Here is a 17177-nt window from a genome sequence, read left to right as displayed (position 1 = left end):
GAGCAAGCGTCGCGAGGAGCTGTCAGGCTAGGCGCGGGCGCCCGAAAACAACCGGAACGTACTTCTGTACGTGAGGATTGTTTTGGGGCTGCAACGACGCATGGCGGCTCCGCAGTAGCTTGATCAATCACGAACTCAGTTGCGGACAGGCTTGCCTGTCGACATCATGCCCATGACCCGTTCCTGCGTTTTCGGGTGGTTCAGCAGCGAGCAGAAGGCTTGCCGCTCCAGTTTCATCAAATACTCTTCGGTAACCTGGCTGCCCGCGTCGACATCCCCACCGCAGACCACGTTGGCAATCAGGCTGGCGATGTGGAAGTCATGCTGGCTGATGAAACCGCCGTCGCGCATGTTGACCAGTGAACCCTTGATGGTGGCCACACCACTGCGGCCCAGTACGGCAAACGTGCGTTTGTGCGGCGGGCGGTAACCGGCATTGGCCATCGCCTTGGCTTCAGACAGGGCCACGTAAAGCAACTCGTCCTTGTGCGGCACGATCACGTCGCTGTCCAACAGGTAACCCAGCTTGCGCGACTCGATGGCGCTGGTGCCCACCTTGGCCATGGCGGCGGCGGTGAAACCTTCGGTCAGGAACGGCAGCAAATCTTTGCCGGTGGAAGTTGCTGCGTTTTCTGCAGCGCGTCGGGCAATATAGGTCAGACCTCCAGCCCCGGGAACCAGGCCCACGCCGACTTCCACCAGACCGATGTAACTTTCCATCGCGGCGACCCGTTTGGCCGAATACACCGCCAACTCACAGCCACCGCCCAGTGCCAGGCCACGCACAGCCGAGACCACCGGCACGTTGGCATAACGGATCTTGAGCATGGCGCTTTGCATCTCGGCCTCGGCGCCGTCAATGGCTTGTGCGCCGCCCATCATGAAGGCGGGCAACATGGCCTGCAGATCGGCACCAGCTGAGAACATCTCGTCGTTGGACCAGATCACCACCCCTTTGTAGCTGGCCTCGGCCAAGTCCACCGCCTGCACCAGGCCCTCGACCACGTCGGGGCTGATGGCGTGCATCTTGGTCTTGATGCTGGCAATGACAATTTCGTCGTCGAGTGTCCACAGGCGAATGGCGTCGTCTTCAAACAGGGTTTTGCCAGCGCTGGCAGCCGACGGTGCCTGCGCACCCAGCACACTCTCGGGGAAGTGTTGACGTGCATAGACCGGCAGCGAACGCACCGGCACAAACTGACCCGTGGTCGGGTTCCAGGAGCCTTGCGGCGTGTGCACACCACCAGCCTCGGCGACGGGGCCGGTGAACACCCAGTCAGGCAGCGGTGCGCTGCACAGCGCTTTGCCCGCGTCGATGTCTTCTTTGACCATGTTGGCCACGGTGAGCCAACCGGCTTCCTGCCAGAGCTCGAACGGGCCTTGTTTCATGCCAAAACCCCAGCGCATACAAAAGTCCACATCACGCGCGTTGTCGGCCACCTCGGCCAGATGCACGGCCGCGTAGTGGAAGGCGTTGCGCAGAATCGCCCACAGGAACTGGCCCTGCGCACCTTCGCTGTTGCGCAGCAGCTGCAGGCGCTCGGCCGCGGGTTTCTTGAGCATACGAGCGTAGACCTCGTCGGCCTTTTCACCACCTGGCACATAGGATTTGCTGGCCAGATCAAAGCGCAGGATGTCGCGCCCGACCTTCTTGAAAAACCCGGCCTTGGTTTTCTGGCCCAGGTTGCCCATTTCCAGCAGGGTTTGCAGCACCTTGGGGGTGGCATAACTCGCATAGAACGGGTCAGTCTGCTCACTCAGCGTGTCTTGCAGCGTCTTGATCACGTGGGTCATGGTGTCCAGGCCCACCACGTCGGCGGTGCGGAAGGTACCGGAGCTGGCGCGGCCCAGCTTCTTGCCGGTCAAGTCATCCACCACGTCATAACTCAGGCCAAAGTTCTCGACCTCTTTCATGGTGGCCAGCATGCCGGCCACACCGACGCGGTTGGCGATGAAGTTGGGCGTGTCTTTGGCACGCACGACACCTTTGCCCAGACTGCTGGTGACAAAGGCTTCGAGGTCATCAAGGATCTGCGGCTGGGTGGTGGGGGTGGTAATCAGCTCAACCAGCAGCATGTAGCGCGGCGGGTTGAAGAAGTGGATGCCGCAGAAGCGGGGTTTGATTTCCTCAGGCAAAACCTCACTGAGTTTGGTGATCGACAGGCCCGAGGTGTTAGAGGCAACGATGGCATGCGGCGCAATGTACGGCGCGATCTTTTTGTACAGATCGAGCTTCCAGTCCATGCGCTCGGCAATCGCTTCGATGATCAGGTCGCAGTCACGCAACTGCTCCAAGTGCTCTTCGTAATTGGCCTGGCCAATCAACGCGGCATCTTCGGGCACACCCAGCGGTGCGGGCTTGAGCTTTTTCAGGCCGTCGACCGCGCGGCTGACGATGCCGTTCTTGGACGGTGATTTGTTATCGGGCAGGTCAAACAGGATGACCGGCACTTTGACATTGACCAGATGCGCGGCGATCTGCGCACCCATGACCCCAGCGCCGAGCACGGCGACTTTTTTCACATTGAATCGAGACATGTTGGTTTCCCCGTTATTACTGAACACGTAGCCAGGTTTGTGTGCGGCTGATGAACAACACCGAACCCCGCACTTCGAGCTTTTTGCCGTCTTCAATCGGTGTCAGGCGCAGGGTGTAGCTCTTGCCGTTTTCGGGGTCCAAAATCTTGCCGTCTTCCCAGACGTCCTTGCCCTCGGCCTTTTTGGCGCCACGGATGATCTCCATGCCCAGCGTGCGCTGGTCTTTGCGGTCATCGGTGCACTCTTTGCAGATGGCGTTCTGGTCGGCGTTTTTGCGCAGCAGCTTGTCGATGCGCCCGGTCAACACACCGTCTTTTTCAGTGATCACCACCAGGCTTTTGATCTCACCGGTCTTGTCGTCGATGCTGTACCAGCTGCCCACGGGTGTCATCTGGGCTGCAGCCAGGCCGCAGGCAGCTACGGCAACAATAGCTATCAGCCCTTTGTATATCAGGGCTAGAGGGCGATTTTTCATAGATAGTCTCCGGTGCGAGTTAAATAAACGCTGGGGGCTTGGCCGGGTTTCAGGCCAGGGCCGCGTCAGTGTCCATCAAGACTTTGACACCGGTGCGTGCGGTGCGCATCAGGGTCGAGGTCTCTGGGAATAACTTGGCAAAATAGAAGCGGGCGGTCTGTAGCTTGGCGGTGTAGAACGGGTCGGTGCTGCCCGCAGCGATCTGCTGCAATGCCACCTGTGCCATACGCGCCCAGAAGTAACCAAACACCATGTGACCGGCCACACGCAGGTAGTCCACCGCAGCGGCGCCCACCTCGTCGGGGTTCTGGAAACCTTTGAAGCCGATTTCGGTGGTGAACTTGGTCATCTGGTCCCCCAGCATCGCAATAGGGTTGATGAACTCGGCCATCTTCTCGTTGACACCTTCCTCGGCCACCAGGGCGGCGATGAGTTTGCCGAACTTCTTGAGGGTGGCACCCTGGTTGCCCAGCACCTTGCGGCCCAGCAGGTCCAGGCTCTGGATGGTGTTGGTGCCCTCGTAGATCATGTTGATGCGGTTGTCGCGCACAAACTGCTCCATGCCGTTGTCGCGGATGTAGCCGTGGCCGCCAAACACTTGCATGCAAGCGTTGGTGGCGATGTGACCGTTGTCGGTGATGAAGGCTTTGACGATCGGGGTCAGCAGCGCGAGCATCTCGGCGGCGTCTTTGCGGGTTTTCTCGTCGGGGTGGTTGTGCTCTTTTTCCAGCAGCATGGCGCTGAAGCACAACAAGGCGCGGCCGCCTTCGGCATAGGCTTTGGCGGTGAGCAGCATCTTGCGCACATCGGGGTGCACGATGATCGGGTCGGCAGGCTGACCCTTGGACTTGGGGCCAGAGAGGCTGCGCATCTGGATGCGCTCCTTGGCGTAGGCCAGGGCGTTCTGGAAAGCCACTTCGGTCAGGCCCAGCGACTGGTTGCCGACCCCCAGGCGCGCGGCGTTCATCATCACAAACATGCCGTGCATGCCCTTGTTGGGCTCACCCACCAGGGTGCCGATGGCACCTTCGAGCTCGATCTGGGCGGTGGCGCTGGCCTTGATGCCCATCTTGTGCTCCAGGCGCGAGGCAAAAACGCTGTTGCGCGCCCCCAGGGAGCCGTCGGCATTCACCAGAAATTTGGGCACGATGAACAGGCTGACGCCCTTGATGCCGGGTGGTGCATCGGGCAGACGCGCCAGCACCAAGTGGATGATGTTGTCGCTCAGGTCGTGTTCACCGGCGCTGATGAAAATCTTGGTGCCGGTGATCTTGTAGGTGCCGTCACCCTGCGGCTCGGCCTTGCTGCGCATCAGGCCTAAATCGGTGCCGCAATGGGGCTCGGTCAGGCACATGGTGCCGGTCCACTCACCACTGGTCATCTTGTGCAAGTAGGTTTCTTTTTGCTCTGGCGTGCCGTTGGTGTAAAGCGCAGCGTAGGCGCCGTGGGTCAGACCGGGGTACATCGCCCAGGCCTGGTTGGCCGAGTTCATCATCTCGTAGAAACATTGGTTCACCACCAGTGGCAGGCCCTGGCCGCCGTAGGCCGGGTCACACGCCAGCGCGGCCCAGCCGCTGTCGATGTACTGCTTGTAGGCGGCCTTGAAACCGGTGGGGGTAGTGACCTCGTGGCTGACCGGGTCGAGCACACAGTGCTCTTCGTCGCCACTGCGGTTGATCGGCAGCAGCACCTCGGCAGCGAACTTGCCACCTTCTTCGAGCACCGCGTTGATGGTGTCGGCGTCCATGTCGGCATGCATCGGGATGGCCGCCAGATCGCGGGTGACGTTGAGCACTTCGTGCATGACAAACTGCATGTCACGCAGGGGCGGGTTGTAGATGGTCATGGTGGTCTCCTGTTAAATCTGAGGGTTGGGGCTGGTGCGCTTGCCGTAACGCAGCAGGATGTTTTCGAAGCCGGTGTGGGCCCGCTCCAGGGCGCCGGGGTTCTTCAGAAAGCGTTCTTCGTAGTGCAGGGACAGAATCAGGCCGTGGATCTCAAAGGCCATCTGCTCGGCGTCGGCATCAGGCACCAGGTGGCCCTCTTCACGTGCCTGCTCAATGGCGCGGGTCAGGGCATGGAGCCAGGTCTGCACCGCGCTGGCCAGGGCGTCACGCACCGGACCGGGCCGGTCATCAAAAGCCACCGCACCGCTGATGAAGATGCAGCCGGACTGCAGCTCCACCGCGACACGGCTCATCCAGTTGGCAAACAGCGCCCGCATGCGTGGTAGACCGCGCGGCTCTTGCATGGCCGGAAAAAAGACTTCGTCGGAAAAACGCTGGTAATACTCACGCACCACCGAGAGCTGCAACTCCTCACGCGAGCCAAAGTGGGCAAACACGCCCGACTTGCTCATGTGGGTCACTTCGGCCAGCACACCGATGCTCAGGCCCTCCAAGCCAATCTGGCCGGCCAGACGCAAGGCCGCTTCGACGATGAGCTGCTTGGTCTGCTGGCCTTTTTGCAAGGCCCGGTCATGGCGTGATTTGCTGGCAGACGGGCTGCTGTCAGGCGATAAAAGAGAGGTGGAACGGGTCATAGTGCATAAAAGAACGATCGTTCTATTTTGCAGCATTTCCCGAACCGCAGACAACGTGAACCCGTGACAAATGCGGGTTTAGGGGCATTTCTAGGGAAAACCCCTAGTTTTGCTCAACTTCAGCTGATCTACATCAAAAGTGGCTCCAGCCCTTTATCCACAAGGACCAATAGCTACTTTTTTGTTAGCAACTTAATGCGAGCGGATCATGGTGCCAAAAGCCTGATCCGTGAGGATTTCAAGCAACAGCACATGCGGCACCCGGCCGTCCACGATGTGGACGGCGTGCACACCACTCTTGGCCGCGTCCAGTGCACCAGCAATTTTGGGCAACATGCCACCACTGATGGTGCCGTCGGCAAACAGTTCGTCGATGCGCCGCGCGGTCAGATCGGTGAGCAACTCACCGGCCTTGTTGAGCACCCCGCTGATGTTGGTGAGCATCAGCAGTTTTTCAGCCTTGAGCACCGTGGCGAGTTTGGCGGCGACCACGTCAGCGTTGATGTTGTAACTCTCGTTGGCTTCCCCAAACCCAATCGGGCTGATGACCGGAATGAACGCGTCGTCTTGCAGCGCCTTGACCACACTGGGGTCGATGCTGACGATGTCACCGACCTGACCCACATCGTGTTCCTTGGTGGGGTCGGCGTTGTCGAGCATCTTGAGCTTTTGTGCGCGGATCATCCCACCGTCGCGCCCGGTCAGGCCCACAGCCTTGCCACCTGCCTGGTTGATCAGGCCAACAATGTCCTGCTGCACCTCACCACCCAACACCCATTCGACCACTTCCATGGTTTCGGCATCGGTGACGCGCATGCCCTGGATGAATTCACCTTTTTTGCCCAGGCGCTTCAGGGCCGTCTCAATCTGCGGCCCCCCCCCATGCACCACCACCGGGTTGATGCCCACCAGCTTCAGGAGCACCACGTCTTCGGCAAAGTCCTGCTGCAAGGCCGGGTCGGTCATGGCGTTGCCGCCGTATTTGATGACCATGGTTTTGCCATGGTACTTGCGGATGTAGGGCAGGGCCTGTGCCAGGATTTCGGCTTTGTCGCGTGGCTGGATGTGGGTGACGTCGGTCATGGTGGGTTCGTGGTTCACTGAAGAAAGGGACAAAACAAGCTGCAAATTGTGCAGCAAGTCGACCTGACTCAGTCCAGAACCGCTGGCTGCGCCTGATAGCCCTGCACACAGGTCTGCAACACGGCCTTGATGGTTGCCACATCCCCCTCAAGCCCGGCCTGCTGCAAGGTCTGCAAATGGGGTTCAAGACGTGGCCAGTCCAGGTAGTCTTCATGCGCCTTCATGATGCGCGGGTGGCTGGTGGGCTCGGGGTTGTCACCAATCAGCAGCTCTTCATAGAGCTTTTCGCCGGGGCGCAGCCCGGTGATGGCGATCTCGATGTCGCCCCCCGGATGAGCCGCATCACGTACCCGCAGACCCGAGAGCTCGACCATGCGCCGCGCCAGGTCAATAATCTTGACCGGCTGGCCCATGTCGAGCAAAAACACGTCGCCCCCCTGCCCCATGGCACCGGCCTGCAACACCAGCTGCGCGGCCTCGGGGATGGTCATGAAATAACGGGTGACCTCGGCATGGGTCACCGTGAGCGGCCCACCGGCGGCCAACTGTTTGCGAAACAGCGGCACCACACTGCCGCTGGAGCCCAGCACATTGCCAAAACGCACCATACAAAAGGTGGTGCCAGGAGTTTGGGCCGCCAGCGCCTGCAGCACCAGCTCAGCCATGCGTTTGGTGGCACCCATGACATTGGTGGGGCGCACCGCCTTGTCAGTGCTGATCAATACAAAACGCCGTGCACCATGCGTGGCCGCCGCCTGCGCTAGGTTCAGGGTGCCCAACACATTGTTGCGCACACCTTCGCCAGGGTTGCTTTCGACCAACGGCACATGTTTGTAAGCAGCCGCGTGGTAGACCGTTGCGGGTTGGTAGGTGCTGAATACAGCTTTCAGGCGATGCGGGTTAGCGATGCTACCGAGCAGAGGCACCAGCTCCACCGACAGCCCGGCAGCCAAACAGATCGCTTGCAATTCCTGGTGAATGGCATACAGCCCAAACTCGTTGTGTTCGAACAGCAGCAATTGGCGCGGTCGCTGTTGCAAGATCTGGCGCGTGAGCTCACTGCCAATGCTGCCCCCTGCTCCGGTGACCAACACCACCTGACCTGTCAGGTCCTGCGCCAACAGATCACTTCGGGGAGGCACGGGCTCACGGCCCAACAAATCCTCAATCTCGAGTTCATGGAAATCCTGCACCGTGACCCTGCCACTGGCCAGGTCAGACAGGCCCGGCAAGGTGCGGACATGCACCGGCAAATCACGCAGACTCTCCAGAATAGCGTTGCGCCGTTCTCTGGAGGCACTGGGCATGGCCAGCAGGATGTCGGTGACGCCCTGGCTGGCTATCACCACACTGATGTGTGAAGGCGCATAAACCGGGATGCCATTGACGCTTCGACCAATCTTGGCGACATCATCATCCACAAAACCCACCACGCCATACTGTGCGGACAACTGCAGCGCCGCCGCTGTTTGGGCGCCGGCCGCACCCGCACCATAAATCAGCAATCGCCCACTTTGCATCACACTGGTATGACCCATGTCGGCCAACCAGAACCGTGCCCATGCTCGGCTACCACCCACCAAAAACAGAAAGATGAGGGGCTGCAATACCCCCAAGCTGCGCGGCACACCAGGCCAACGCGTCCACAACAGCATCGCACTCAACAGCAGCGCATACAGCAATATGGCCTTGGCCGTGGCCTGCAAAGCGGCTTGCCCGGTGTAACGGAAAATGGCCCGGTACAGGCCAAATTTCACAAAAATCGGTATGGAAAGAAGCGGCGCCAGACCATACACCCACCACTGCGCCCCGTACGGCCAATTCAGCTGTTCAAGTCTCAGGGTGAGCGCCAGCCAAGTGGCAAACAGGGCAAGAAAGATATCAAGAGCAACAACAATCAAACGTTTGACCGAGCGCGACCACGCTAAAACCCTGTTTTGCATCCACCCACCTGAAAAACTGCCAATTAGACCGCAAAAGCATCCTTGCTCTGCCCCTCTGCCACCTTAGCGGCAAGCCAGCGCGGCATCAGACCCCGACCAGTCCAAGTTTCACCATTGGGACCACGGTACTTGATGGGTGCCGGGTTACCAGATTTGGGAGCGGCAGCTGGTTTGCGAGAACGGCCCTTGGCACGATCCAGATCATCCACCGTGATACCAAAAGCTTCCATCTTGGCCAGAATATCGGCAATGGTTGCCGCCAATTCGGCAGACTTGATTTCTTCGGCCTGTTTCTGCAACAGGGCAATCTGGTTCTGGATTTCGATGAGAGATGACATGTTGATTACCTTTTAAAAATGATGGTGCCCCCTGGCGACACGTTGACCGTGTTCTTAATGGCTGACATTATCCCTTGCCAAAACCTTCAACGCCGTCAGGAAAATGATTCGAATATCAAAAAAAAACGATTTTCTGCGCATGTATTCAATATCCAGCGCCACTTTTTGGGGGATGGGCAACTCATCACGGCCATTGACCTGCGCCCAGCCCGTCAGTCCAGGAACAAGACGATGTACTCCAGCGCGGGTTCGCAGATCCACCAGATCATGTTGGTTGAACAAAGCGGGGCGTGGGCCCACAACACTCATATCACCCTTCAGGATGCTCCATAACTGCGGCAACTCATCCAGACTGGATTTGCGCAAAAAGCTGCCGACCGGCGTCAAATACACATCTGGGTTGCTGAGTAAATGGGTCGCCACCGCTGGTGTACCCACACGCATACTGCGGAATTTAGGCATTTTGAATATCTCGTTATTGGCACCCACACGATCAGACCAATACAGAATGGGACCTTTGGAGGTGAATCGCACAGAAATAGCAACGAGCAAGATAGGAATCAACAACACGGCGGCGATAACAATAGCCAAAGCCAAATCAAATAGTCTTTTCATTTCTTGACATTACCATTCATCGCCCGACGCAGACCCTCTTGTACAGATATTTTGGGCACCCAGCCCAGCAAGTCTCTGGCCTTACTGCTATCAATTTGTAAGTTTCCACACAAACGCTGAATAGCATCCGCCTTGCCGACCAATCGGCCCGCCCATTCCAAGGCCCAAACAGGCACCGGGAGCAAACGTGCGGATACACCAGCAGCCTGAGCCATACCTTGCACCAGCTCGGTGGTGGAGAGGTCTTGACCGTCGCTGATCAGAAAGGTCTGGTTGGCTGCCTTGGGGTGGGCGATGCAGGTAATGATGAAATCAGTCAGGTTGTCCAGCGCCACCAGACTGCGTTGGTTGTGGATGGCACCTAGCGGCAATGGCAAGCCCTTTTGAACTGCGCGCATCAAGGATGCGAAGTTGGCTTTGACACCTGGGCCATACACCAACGGCGAACGGATGATGATGACCTCCATGCCTGTTTCCAAGGACAGAGACTGCAGGCCCTGCTCCGCTGCTAGCTTGCTTACACCGTACGAATCATGTGGATTGGGTTGATTTTCCTCTGTGAAAGGAGCTCCAGTGAGTGTGCTTTCGCCGTTGACCTTGATCGAACTTAGGAACACAAATCGCTTCACCCCCGCAGCAGCGGCTTGCTGGGCCAGAGCCAACGAGCCCAATGTATTGGTCTTACGAAACTCAGCAAGCGGATCGGGCGCAATGTCCTGCATCACATGCACTCGAGCGGCCAAGTGAATCACAACATCTAGTTCGCGCACAGCACCAAACCATTGCGTGCTGTCGTCAATTGATCCAACATTAACCTGCTCGATATCCTCATGCATCAAGTTGACCGAACGTGTTTCAGCGCGCACCTCACACCCGCGTTGCAGTAGCTCGCCGACGAGTGATCGACCTACAAAGCCACTCGCACCAGTAACCAAGCATTTCATGACCGCCTCAAACGATATACGCGCCAAAACACTGGCGACAGAAAAAATCGCATCATACTTTTGAAATGCCAGCGCAAATAAGTCAAGTTTCGGCGACTGGTTCTTTGTGCGTGGTGGGTTACCTTTGCTTGTGGGTTGAGCAATATTTCATACCCAAACAATCGCAAGCGCGCGCAGATGTCAACATCTTCGTAATAGAGAAAGTAACGCTCATCAAAGCCCCCCAGCCGCTCGAATACTGTTCGCGAAAACAGCAAGCACATTCCCCCGACCCAATCGGGGTGAAATGGCATTTCTCCAATTGCATAATCAATTTCTTTATAGCGACCCAATGCCTTAAAAAAAACACTAAACGGAGTAGGAAAGCGCCGCGCGCTGTCCTCAACCATACCATCTGGGCCCAATACCAATGGTGCGGCAACACCAACGTCAGCGTCGGAAAAACAGAAAACCAAAGCGTCGAAGGGATTGCTTTCCAAACGAATGTCGGGATTCAATACACAAAAGTATTGCCCGTTTGCGTGCCTGAAGGCTTGATTGTGGTTAGAACCAAAACCCTTGGCTGTCTGGTTACGAATCAATTTGATAGGAAATGAGAAATCATCTAGACCAAAGGGCAGGTCTTCGTCCATATTGAGCGTGAGAACCAACTCCAGACGCGAGTCCGAACAGTGCATGTCAAGGTCGCACAGCAGCTGCGCCACAAGTTTGATCTGCAAGTGACTGACAACGGATACAGAGACAACACCAGAGTTTGATGGAGCTATTTCTTCCATCTCAAATGGCCCCAATAGACAAGCAACCTGCGCACATACTTTATCGCCGAATATGTAGAAAGCATGGCGAACTGATAGCCCTTGATCATGCCCTGACAATAGAGACTACGATAATTGCCAAGTTCACCACGCTCCATCAGCCAGAGCTGCGCGCTTAAGCCCTGAACGCCAAATTGCCTCTTATAGACTGCCGCCAGATCCGTGCGGAGCTTCACGACTTGCGCCCCGCTGAAGCAGATCTCAAGCCACAACATATGATCTTCCATGTGCCGCTGTTTCTCTTTGAAACGTGGCCTAACATCGCGCTGCAACATGACCGATGGCGTCACAAACTGGTTGGACAGCAGCAAGGCCCATTTGCCAACGGATTGGACATCAAATGACGCTGTACTCCAATCAGGCAGGGCGTTTTGGGGCAACAACCGGTGCCCATGGCCACTCAGGACGACATTGGGGTTGGCTGCCATATAACCGTACTGAACTTCAATTTTCTTGGGATGCCAAGCGTCGTCAGCATCTAGGAACGCGACATACGGCTGACTTGCGATTGCCCATCCGGCGTTACGCGCACTGGCTGCGCCGACGTTTTGCGAAAGAACTACTAGCCTGATCCAACCATGTGCATACTCGCGGGCAATTTCTTGCATTAGCAAACGCGTGTCATCGCCGCTGCCATCATCGACCAAGATGACTTCGGCGGGCAGACTCGTCTGCGCTGCCACAGACGCAACAGAGCGCGCCAACGTCTTTACGCAGCGGTAGCAGGGTATGACCACTGAAACGGGCATGGGGTTATTCATGCTTCCCAAAATCCTTTGACGACCGCCTGAACTCGGCGCCATTCGCCCATGAGCGAACGCTTGGCAAGCATCATGCCCAGCATGAACAGAATTGAAATCGAGGGAATGGGCGCGTAACGCCTGAGAAAACGAACGCCTGACCGAGTGAAATATTCGTCCAGCAAGGGGTTGCCCTTGCCCAGACTCGCTGACTGCTTGTGCCAGACGCGCGAGTCTTCGGCTACGCCCAGTTGCCAACCAGCCTTACGCAAACGAAATCCGAGGTCGGTGTCCTCCCAATACATGAAATACGCCGACTGATCAAACATGCCAACGGCTACAAGCGCATCCCGACGCAACAATATAGAAGCTCCCGAGATAAAGTCGAGTGGGCTGGGCGCCGTCTGATGACGGGACTGCCCACAGCACAGCCGCACGCGGCCACCACCCCACAATTGAATCTGCGTTGGCACGTCCACCTCATATAAAACGGAGCCAACCGAACCCAATGCGGGGTTTTGTTCCGCAACATCAACCAAGGCTGACAGTGCATGCGCATCAGCCGTGGAATCGCTGTTAATCAACCAGACATAGTCGGCACCTTCGGCAATTGCGCGTCTGATACCAACGTTGCAGCCGCCACCAAAACCAAGATTGTCACCGCTCTGTAATAACTCGATCCCTGGTACAGCAGCTCGAATCTGTTTGACCGAGTCATCGGTCGAATCGTTGTCAACAATCAAGACTTTGAGGTTGGCATAGTCCTGATGCTGCAGGGAAGCCACGCAGGCCAGAGTATCCGACCAGCGGTTCCAGTTCAGTACAACCGCAGTGACTTGCTTCATGTGGCAATACATGTAGAGGGCTTGAGTCTAAACGCCTGTTTTTCCACCAGATGCCAGGATGCATACGCAAAAGCACTGGTCAGCGCCAATGCAAGGCATAACAAAAAGCCAAAACTCCACCCCCGGTCATGACTCCACTGGGCCAACAGCTGCTGAATGGGAAAAGCAAAAATGTACAAGCCATACGACAGATCTCCCAACCGATCAGTCACCCTGGCTCCGCTTGGGATTTTGAGGGCCACAATAACCAGCGCCGCAGCAACTACCAGCATCGCGGAGCGGTCAACTCCCCTGGGTCCGACGCTGATGTATATCACCATTGCGATGAAACCCCACACCATAGTCTGCCGCCAATGCGGCTTTTCAGACAAGGGGTTCGCGCTGCAATATTGGTAGAAGACGCCCCACCAGAATACTGCAACCATTTCGAAGTGTGGCGAAAATCGATCCCCGATCAGCATGGGTGCAATAGAAGCGAGCAAGACAACAAGTAACAGACCAATGCCGATCACCAGACCTTTCGATACCAGCTTGTTGCTTCCCAGCAGAGCCACCGAGACGTAACACAGGAACTCAACCGGCAGCGTCCAGAGCGAGCCATTCACGGCCAGGGGATACGGGTTATCTGCGAATACACCCGGCAGAACATTCCTGACCACCAGCAATGCGGTACTCAAATACCGCCAGGTTTGAGAAGATGCAAAATAGTCCATCGCGGACAGATTGGAAACCACCGGGCCCAACAAGAAAACGGAGGCGATCACCACCACCCAGAGAGCAGGAAAGATGCGCAGCGAACGGCGCAGGAAGAAACGCTTTAAATCCGGGTCACGCTCCCAGCTTGACCATACCAACAGACCAATCAGGAAAAAGAAGATCGTGACTCCGGCACCACCAAAGGTGTTCCAGCCAAAGAACGAGGGCTCAGCCTGCCCAGTCAACGCATGTTGGTGACTGTAAAGAACAAGTGTGGCCGCCACCAAGCGCAACAAGTCTAGTGAGTTTTTTGCGACTGAAGCCATTCTCAGATGCACTCAAACAAGAAGAACGACTCGCGTGGATTGACGCCATAGACTGTCACGTCGAAGTCGGCAAGTGCAGCATCGTGATGCACGACACGTGATTCAAAGCCAGCAGCAGCAAAGCGGGAAAATATGTCCCGACCATACAAGCGAACATGATCGCCCTGCCCGTATGCATGTTCTCGGGCTTCATTAGAAACAATGCCTGCATCTTCGAATGTGGTCTCCAACATTGCACTGTAAGGCGTCTGCAGGATCGCTAGACCACCGGGACGCAATACGCGGCGAATCTCTGACAACGCTCGCGCGTCGTCGGCGACGTGCTCCAGCACATGGTTGGCGATCACAAAGTCAAAAGAGGCCGATGAAAATGGCATAGCCAACATGTCGATTTTTTGAATATCTGCAGCCCTTGGAAACAAGTCTGCCTTCAGGTGTTCAGTTGGACCCGCCGCGGCAACATAACTTGCGAAATGACGCTCAGGCGCAAAATGCAAAATCCGAGCACCTGCTATCAGACGATCAATACCCAGCTTCTGGCAATACAACTTCAGGTGTCGCTCGCGATCATTCGATTCACATTTGGGGCATGAGTAGCGCTCCAGATCGCTTCCCACCACATCCAGTTTGCAATTGACAAGAAGAGCTGCGCCTGTGCCGCCTGCGAATGGCAAAAAGAATGGCGAGTTCTTGCTGCAGCAAACACAATAACAGGGACCGGACGGTACCAAGCGACTGAAGCGCCGAACTAGACTTGCCAGAACACGCCCTGCGAAACTTGGTGCGCCAAGCACCGATGGTTCAAAATTCATGTAGTACCTTCAAACCGTTCTTTCCAGAGACCTTTGACATGCCTTTACGGAAAACCAAGGTCAGCAATGTTGCCATCGCCATCAATGCGCCCGGCAAAAGCACGTTGGTGATACCGCCTGGACAGATCGCGCGGATCTTTCCTGCCCAAGCCAAGCCCCACGCATAACGGCTCTTGGCCACGCACTCGACCACGATGGCTCGCCAAAAACGCAGCGATGCTCGACGACGGACCGAGCCTGAAACCGTTGGATCCGATAGCGCAGAAGCCAGAGCCTCAAAATACAGGTCCTGCACCAAGGTTGGCGTGGTTCTGACCATTGAATGCTCCGACCCCAGCCTGTAGACGACATAGGCTGAGTTGATGAGACCAAGCGCACCGTACCTGGCAAAGTTCAAGTGGATACGGTAATCAATAAATGGATTGGAAAATCCCAGAATCACGTCTTTATGACTTGCACGGTACAGCAGCGAGCTAAGATTCAAGAAGTTGCCTCTAATCAGCAGAAAAGCCAGGTCTACAGGCTGCGACAGAGGGGGACTGAAGACCCCCATCACTTGCTGGTCATCGCTTATAACAACTGCGTTTGTGTAACAAGCCACACTGTCTGGATGGCACTGCAACCAAGCCAGTTGCGCGGCCAGCTTGCCCGGTAGCCAGAAGTCGTCACCATCCAGATGGGCCAAGTACTGCCCACGCGCTTGGCGGATCAGAAATTGGTAATTGGCCGATGGCCCCAGATTTTTCTCGTGCTTGAAGTATCTGATTTGGCCCGGATTGAGTTCAATCAATCTTGCGATGGTACCGGGTGTTTCAGGGCCCGATCCATCGTCTCCAATCAGGATTTCAATGGTCGTGTCTGAAATCTGTGCCAACACACTGGTTACGCAATCCTTGATGTAGCGATCTTGGTTGTAGGTCGCTATGCAGACAGAGACGGTCGGCGAACTCAATTTGACGATTCCATATAGTTGAAACGATGTGCGACGCGTTCGCGAATCTTGCTGCTGCTCAAGCTGCTGATGCATAACAACAGCAAGCCCAGACCACAAAGCTGTATGGTGATGGCCAACCTGCCTGCAGGCCACAGCACAGTGTATTGCACCAATAAAGCCGCAACAATGGACGGCACACTGGTCAACATGACATCTCTGGTCATCCACCGCCAGTGCACACCAGGGGCGAAACGACGGTGGACCACGGGCACCCAGAGCAGGAAATAAACGAGGTTTAGCACCAGCCAGATCCAAGCTGCGCCAACCATGCCGAACTGCCACGTGGCCACGACCAGGCAAGGAATAAGCAGCATGACAAAAAGAACGTTACCGATCAGGTGCAACCTGAGGTCACCCATGGCGTATTGCAAATAATAAGGGAATGCTGCAATCACGGAAATAGCAGATCCACCGGCGTAAAGCGCCAACACCGGGGCAGCCTTTTCAACGACAACAGTGTCACCGGTCCAGGCCCAAAGCACCTGCTTGGAAAAAAGTGCCAACACCAATGCGGCAGGTACGGCCATCACGGCGACCAATTGTGTTGCACTGCGATAGAGCTGCAGTAACGCCGCGTTGTCCCCTTCAGATGCCAGTTTGGTGAGGCGCGGTAGCAGGGCGCCGCTTACCGGGCCGCTTATGACCAACACGCCACCAGCCATCAGCACAACCAAGGTGTAGTAACCGTACTCCGTCAAAGGCAAGAGCTTGGACAAAATCAGTTTGTCGGCCTGGGTTGCCAGGATCCAGACAAAGCTTGCGAACGCAATACTGAGCGAAAATTTCAGAACACCGCGCAGTGGCGCGTATCGCCAGGGCCTATGATCGCCTGCCGACAGTGTGGGCAGCAGACGGTAGGTCTGCCTCACCAGCAAAACTACCTCAAGTACAGCCAGCAACAACTGATAAGTAAAAAACAGTGTGGCGCTGGTTCCGACGTACATGAAAAGCGGAATCACCAGCACAAAGCGGGCTGTTGCCAGCGCCATGTTGAATCCCCCGAGCCATACCATGCGCTCAAAACCGTTGATTGCGCTACGATACAAGCCGCTCACCCATCTCAGCGCAACAATCGCAGCCATCAACACAATGGCGGTTTGCACTTCAGCCAGCGGCAGTTGCTGAACTTTCAGCCAGTCAGTCGCAATCGTGCCCGAAGCGGTCATCATGGCAGCGCTAGCCAGCACCGCGACGCCGATGAAGACTCCCTCCATCCCCCTGAGCAGATGGCGCAAACTTGAAGCATCCAAGGCACCGCCATTGAAACGAGCGGTTTCGCGAGCCATGGTGGGGGTGAGTCCCAGGTCCAGCAACTGAAACCACGCCTGTATCATGGCGAAGAAGCCCACCAGCCCATAGGCCTCTGGTCCCATGTATCGCAAATAGACGGGCACCATGACAATGCCAATCAGCGTGACATAAATCTGACTGACGTAGTTGGCGAGTATGTTTTGCCTGAGGGACATCGAAT

Annotated in this window: 16 protein-coding genes; all 16 read right to left on the bottom strand. The window is 56.5% G+C overall.

The window, feature by feature from the left end; genetic code table 11:
* Positions 1 to 135 precede the first annotated feature (135 nt).
* The 16 genes from FDG13_RS13980 to FDG13_RS13905 all read right to left on the bottom strand — a co-directional run bounded on the left by FDG13_RS13980 (position 136) and on the right by FDG13_RS13905 (position 17172).
* Positions 136 to 2538 (bottom strand): 3-hydroxyacyl-CoA dehydrogenase/enoyl-CoA hydratase family protein, encoded by a 2403-nt coding sequence (locus FDG13_RS13980; RefSeq protein WP_180129000.1) that lies wholly within the window; start codon positions 2536 to 2538, stop codon positions 136 to 138.
* A 16-nt stretch (positions 2539 to 2554) separates the two neighbouring features.
* Positions 2555 to 3013: a DUF2147 domain-containing protein gene (locus tag FDG13_RS13975; protein ID WP_180128998.1), complete on the bottom strand. Its 459-nt coding sequence runs from the start codon at positions 3011 to 3013 to the stop codon at positions 2555 to 2557.
* Positions 3014 to 3062: 49 nt separating this feature from the next.
* Positions 3063 to 4859: an acyl-CoA dehydrogenase C-terminal domain-containing protein gene (locus FDG13_RS13970; protein ID WP_180128995.1), complete on the bottom strand. Its 1797-nt coding sequence runs from the start codon at positions 4857 to 4859 to the stop codon at positions 3063 to 3065.
* A gap of 12 nt (positions 4860 to 4871) precedes the next feature.
* Entirely contained in the window at positions 4872 to 5555 is a 684-nt protein-coding gene (locus FDG13_RS13965; protein WP_180128992.1) for a TetR/AcrR family transcriptional regulator, read from the bottom strand.
* Between the two features lie 192 nt (positions 5556 to 5747).
* Positions 5748 to 6638, bottom strand: coding sequence for an acetylglutamate kinase (gene argB / locus FDG13_RS13960; protein ID WP_078366833.1), 891 nt, complete (start codon positions 6636 to 6638; stop codon positions 5748 to 5750).
* Positions 6639 to 6706: 68 nt separating this feature from the next.
* On the bottom strand, positions 6707 to 8581 hold the full coding sequence (locus tag FDG13_RS13955) for a nucleoside-diphosphate sugar epimerase/dehydratase (RefSeq protein ID WP_180128990.1): 1875 nt from the start codon (positions 8579 to 8581) through the stop codon (positions 6707 to 6709).
* A gap of 23 nt (positions 8582 to 8604) precedes the next feature.
* Positions 8605 to 8919, bottom strand: a complete 315-nt coding sequence (locus FDG13_RS13950; RefSeq protein WP_180128988.1) for an H-NS family nucleoid-associated regulatory protein — start codon at positions 8917 to 8919, stop codon at positions 8605 to 8607.
* Between the two features lie 54 nt (positions 8920 to 8973).
* Positions 8974 to 9534: a sugar transferase gene (locus FDG13_RS13945; protein ID WP_180128986.1), complete on the bottom strand. Its 561-nt coding sequence runs from the start codon at positions 9532 to 9534 to the stop codon at positions 8974 to 8976.
* Positions 9531 to 10478, bottom strand: coding sequence for an SDR family oxidoreductase (locus FDG13_RS13940; protein WP_180128983.1), 948 nt, complete (start codon positions 10476 to 10478; stop codon positions 9531 to 9533). The genes FDG13_RS13945 and FDG13_RS13940 overlap by 4 nt, the downstream gene beginning before the upstream one ends.
* Positions 10475 to 11254, bottom strand: coding sequence for a glycosyltransferase (locus tag FDG13_RS13935; protein WP_180128980.1), 780 nt, complete (start codon positions 11252 to 11254; stop codon positions 10475 to 10477). Before FDG13_RS13935 ends, FDG13_RS13940 begins: the two co-directional genes overlap by 4 nt.
* Positions 11242 to 12054, bottom strand: coding sequence for a glycosyltransferase family 2 protein (locus FDG13_RS13930; RefSeq protein WP_180128978.1), 813 nt, complete (start codon positions 12052 to 12054; stop codon positions 11242 to 11244). Before FDG13_RS13930 ends, FDG13_RS13935 begins: the two co-directional genes overlap by 13 nt.
* Positions 12051 to 12878, bottom strand: coding sequence for a glycosyltransferase family 2 protein (locus FDG13_RS13925; RefSeq protein ID WP_180128975.1), 828 nt, complete (start codon positions 12876 to 12878; stop codon positions 12051 to 12053). The genes FDG13_RS13930 and FDG13_RS13925 overlap by 4 nt, the downstream gene beginning before the upstream one ends.
* Positions 12875 to 13900, bottom strand: a complete 1026-nt coding sequence (locus tag FDG13_RS13920) for an acyltransferase (protein ID WP_180128973.1) — start codon at positions 13898 to 13900, stop codon at positions 12875 to 12877. The genes FDG13_RS13925 and FDG13_RS13920 overlap by 4 nt, the downstream gene beginning before the upstream one ends.
* A gap of 2 nt (positions 13901 to 13902) precedes the next feature.
* On the bottom strand, positions 13903 to 14712 hold the full coding sequence (locus tag FDG13_RS13915) for a class I SAM-dependent methyltransferase (protein ID WP_180128970.1): 810 nt from the start codon (positions 14710 to 14712) through the stop codon (positions 13903 to 13905).
* Positions 14702 to 15664: a glycosyltransferase gene (locus FDG13_RS13910; RefSeq protein WP_180128967.1), complete on the bottom strand. Its 963-nt coding sequence runs from the start codon at positions 15662 to 15664 to the stop codon at positions 14702 to 14704. Before FDG13_RS13910 ends, FDG13_RS13915 begins: the two co-directional genes overlap by 11 nt.
* Positions 15661 to 17172 (bottom strand): lipopolysaccharide biosynthesis protein, encoded by a 1512-nt coding sequence (locus FDG13_RS13905; protein WP_180128964.1) that lies wholly within the window; start codon positions 17170 to 17172, stop codon positions 15661 to 15663. The genes FDG13_RS13910 and FDG13_RS13905 overlap by 4 nt, the downstream gene beginning before the upstream one ends.
* Positions 17173 to 17177 lie beyond the last annotated feature (5 nt).

The organism is Rhodoferax sp. BLA1 (genome assembly GCF_013416775.1).
In the GTDB taxonomy this organism is placed as follows: Bacteria; Pseudomonadota; Gammaproteobacteria; order Burkholderiales; family Burkholderiaceae_C; genus Rhodoferax.
This window is presented reverse-complemented; position numbering and strand designations above follow the sequence as displayed.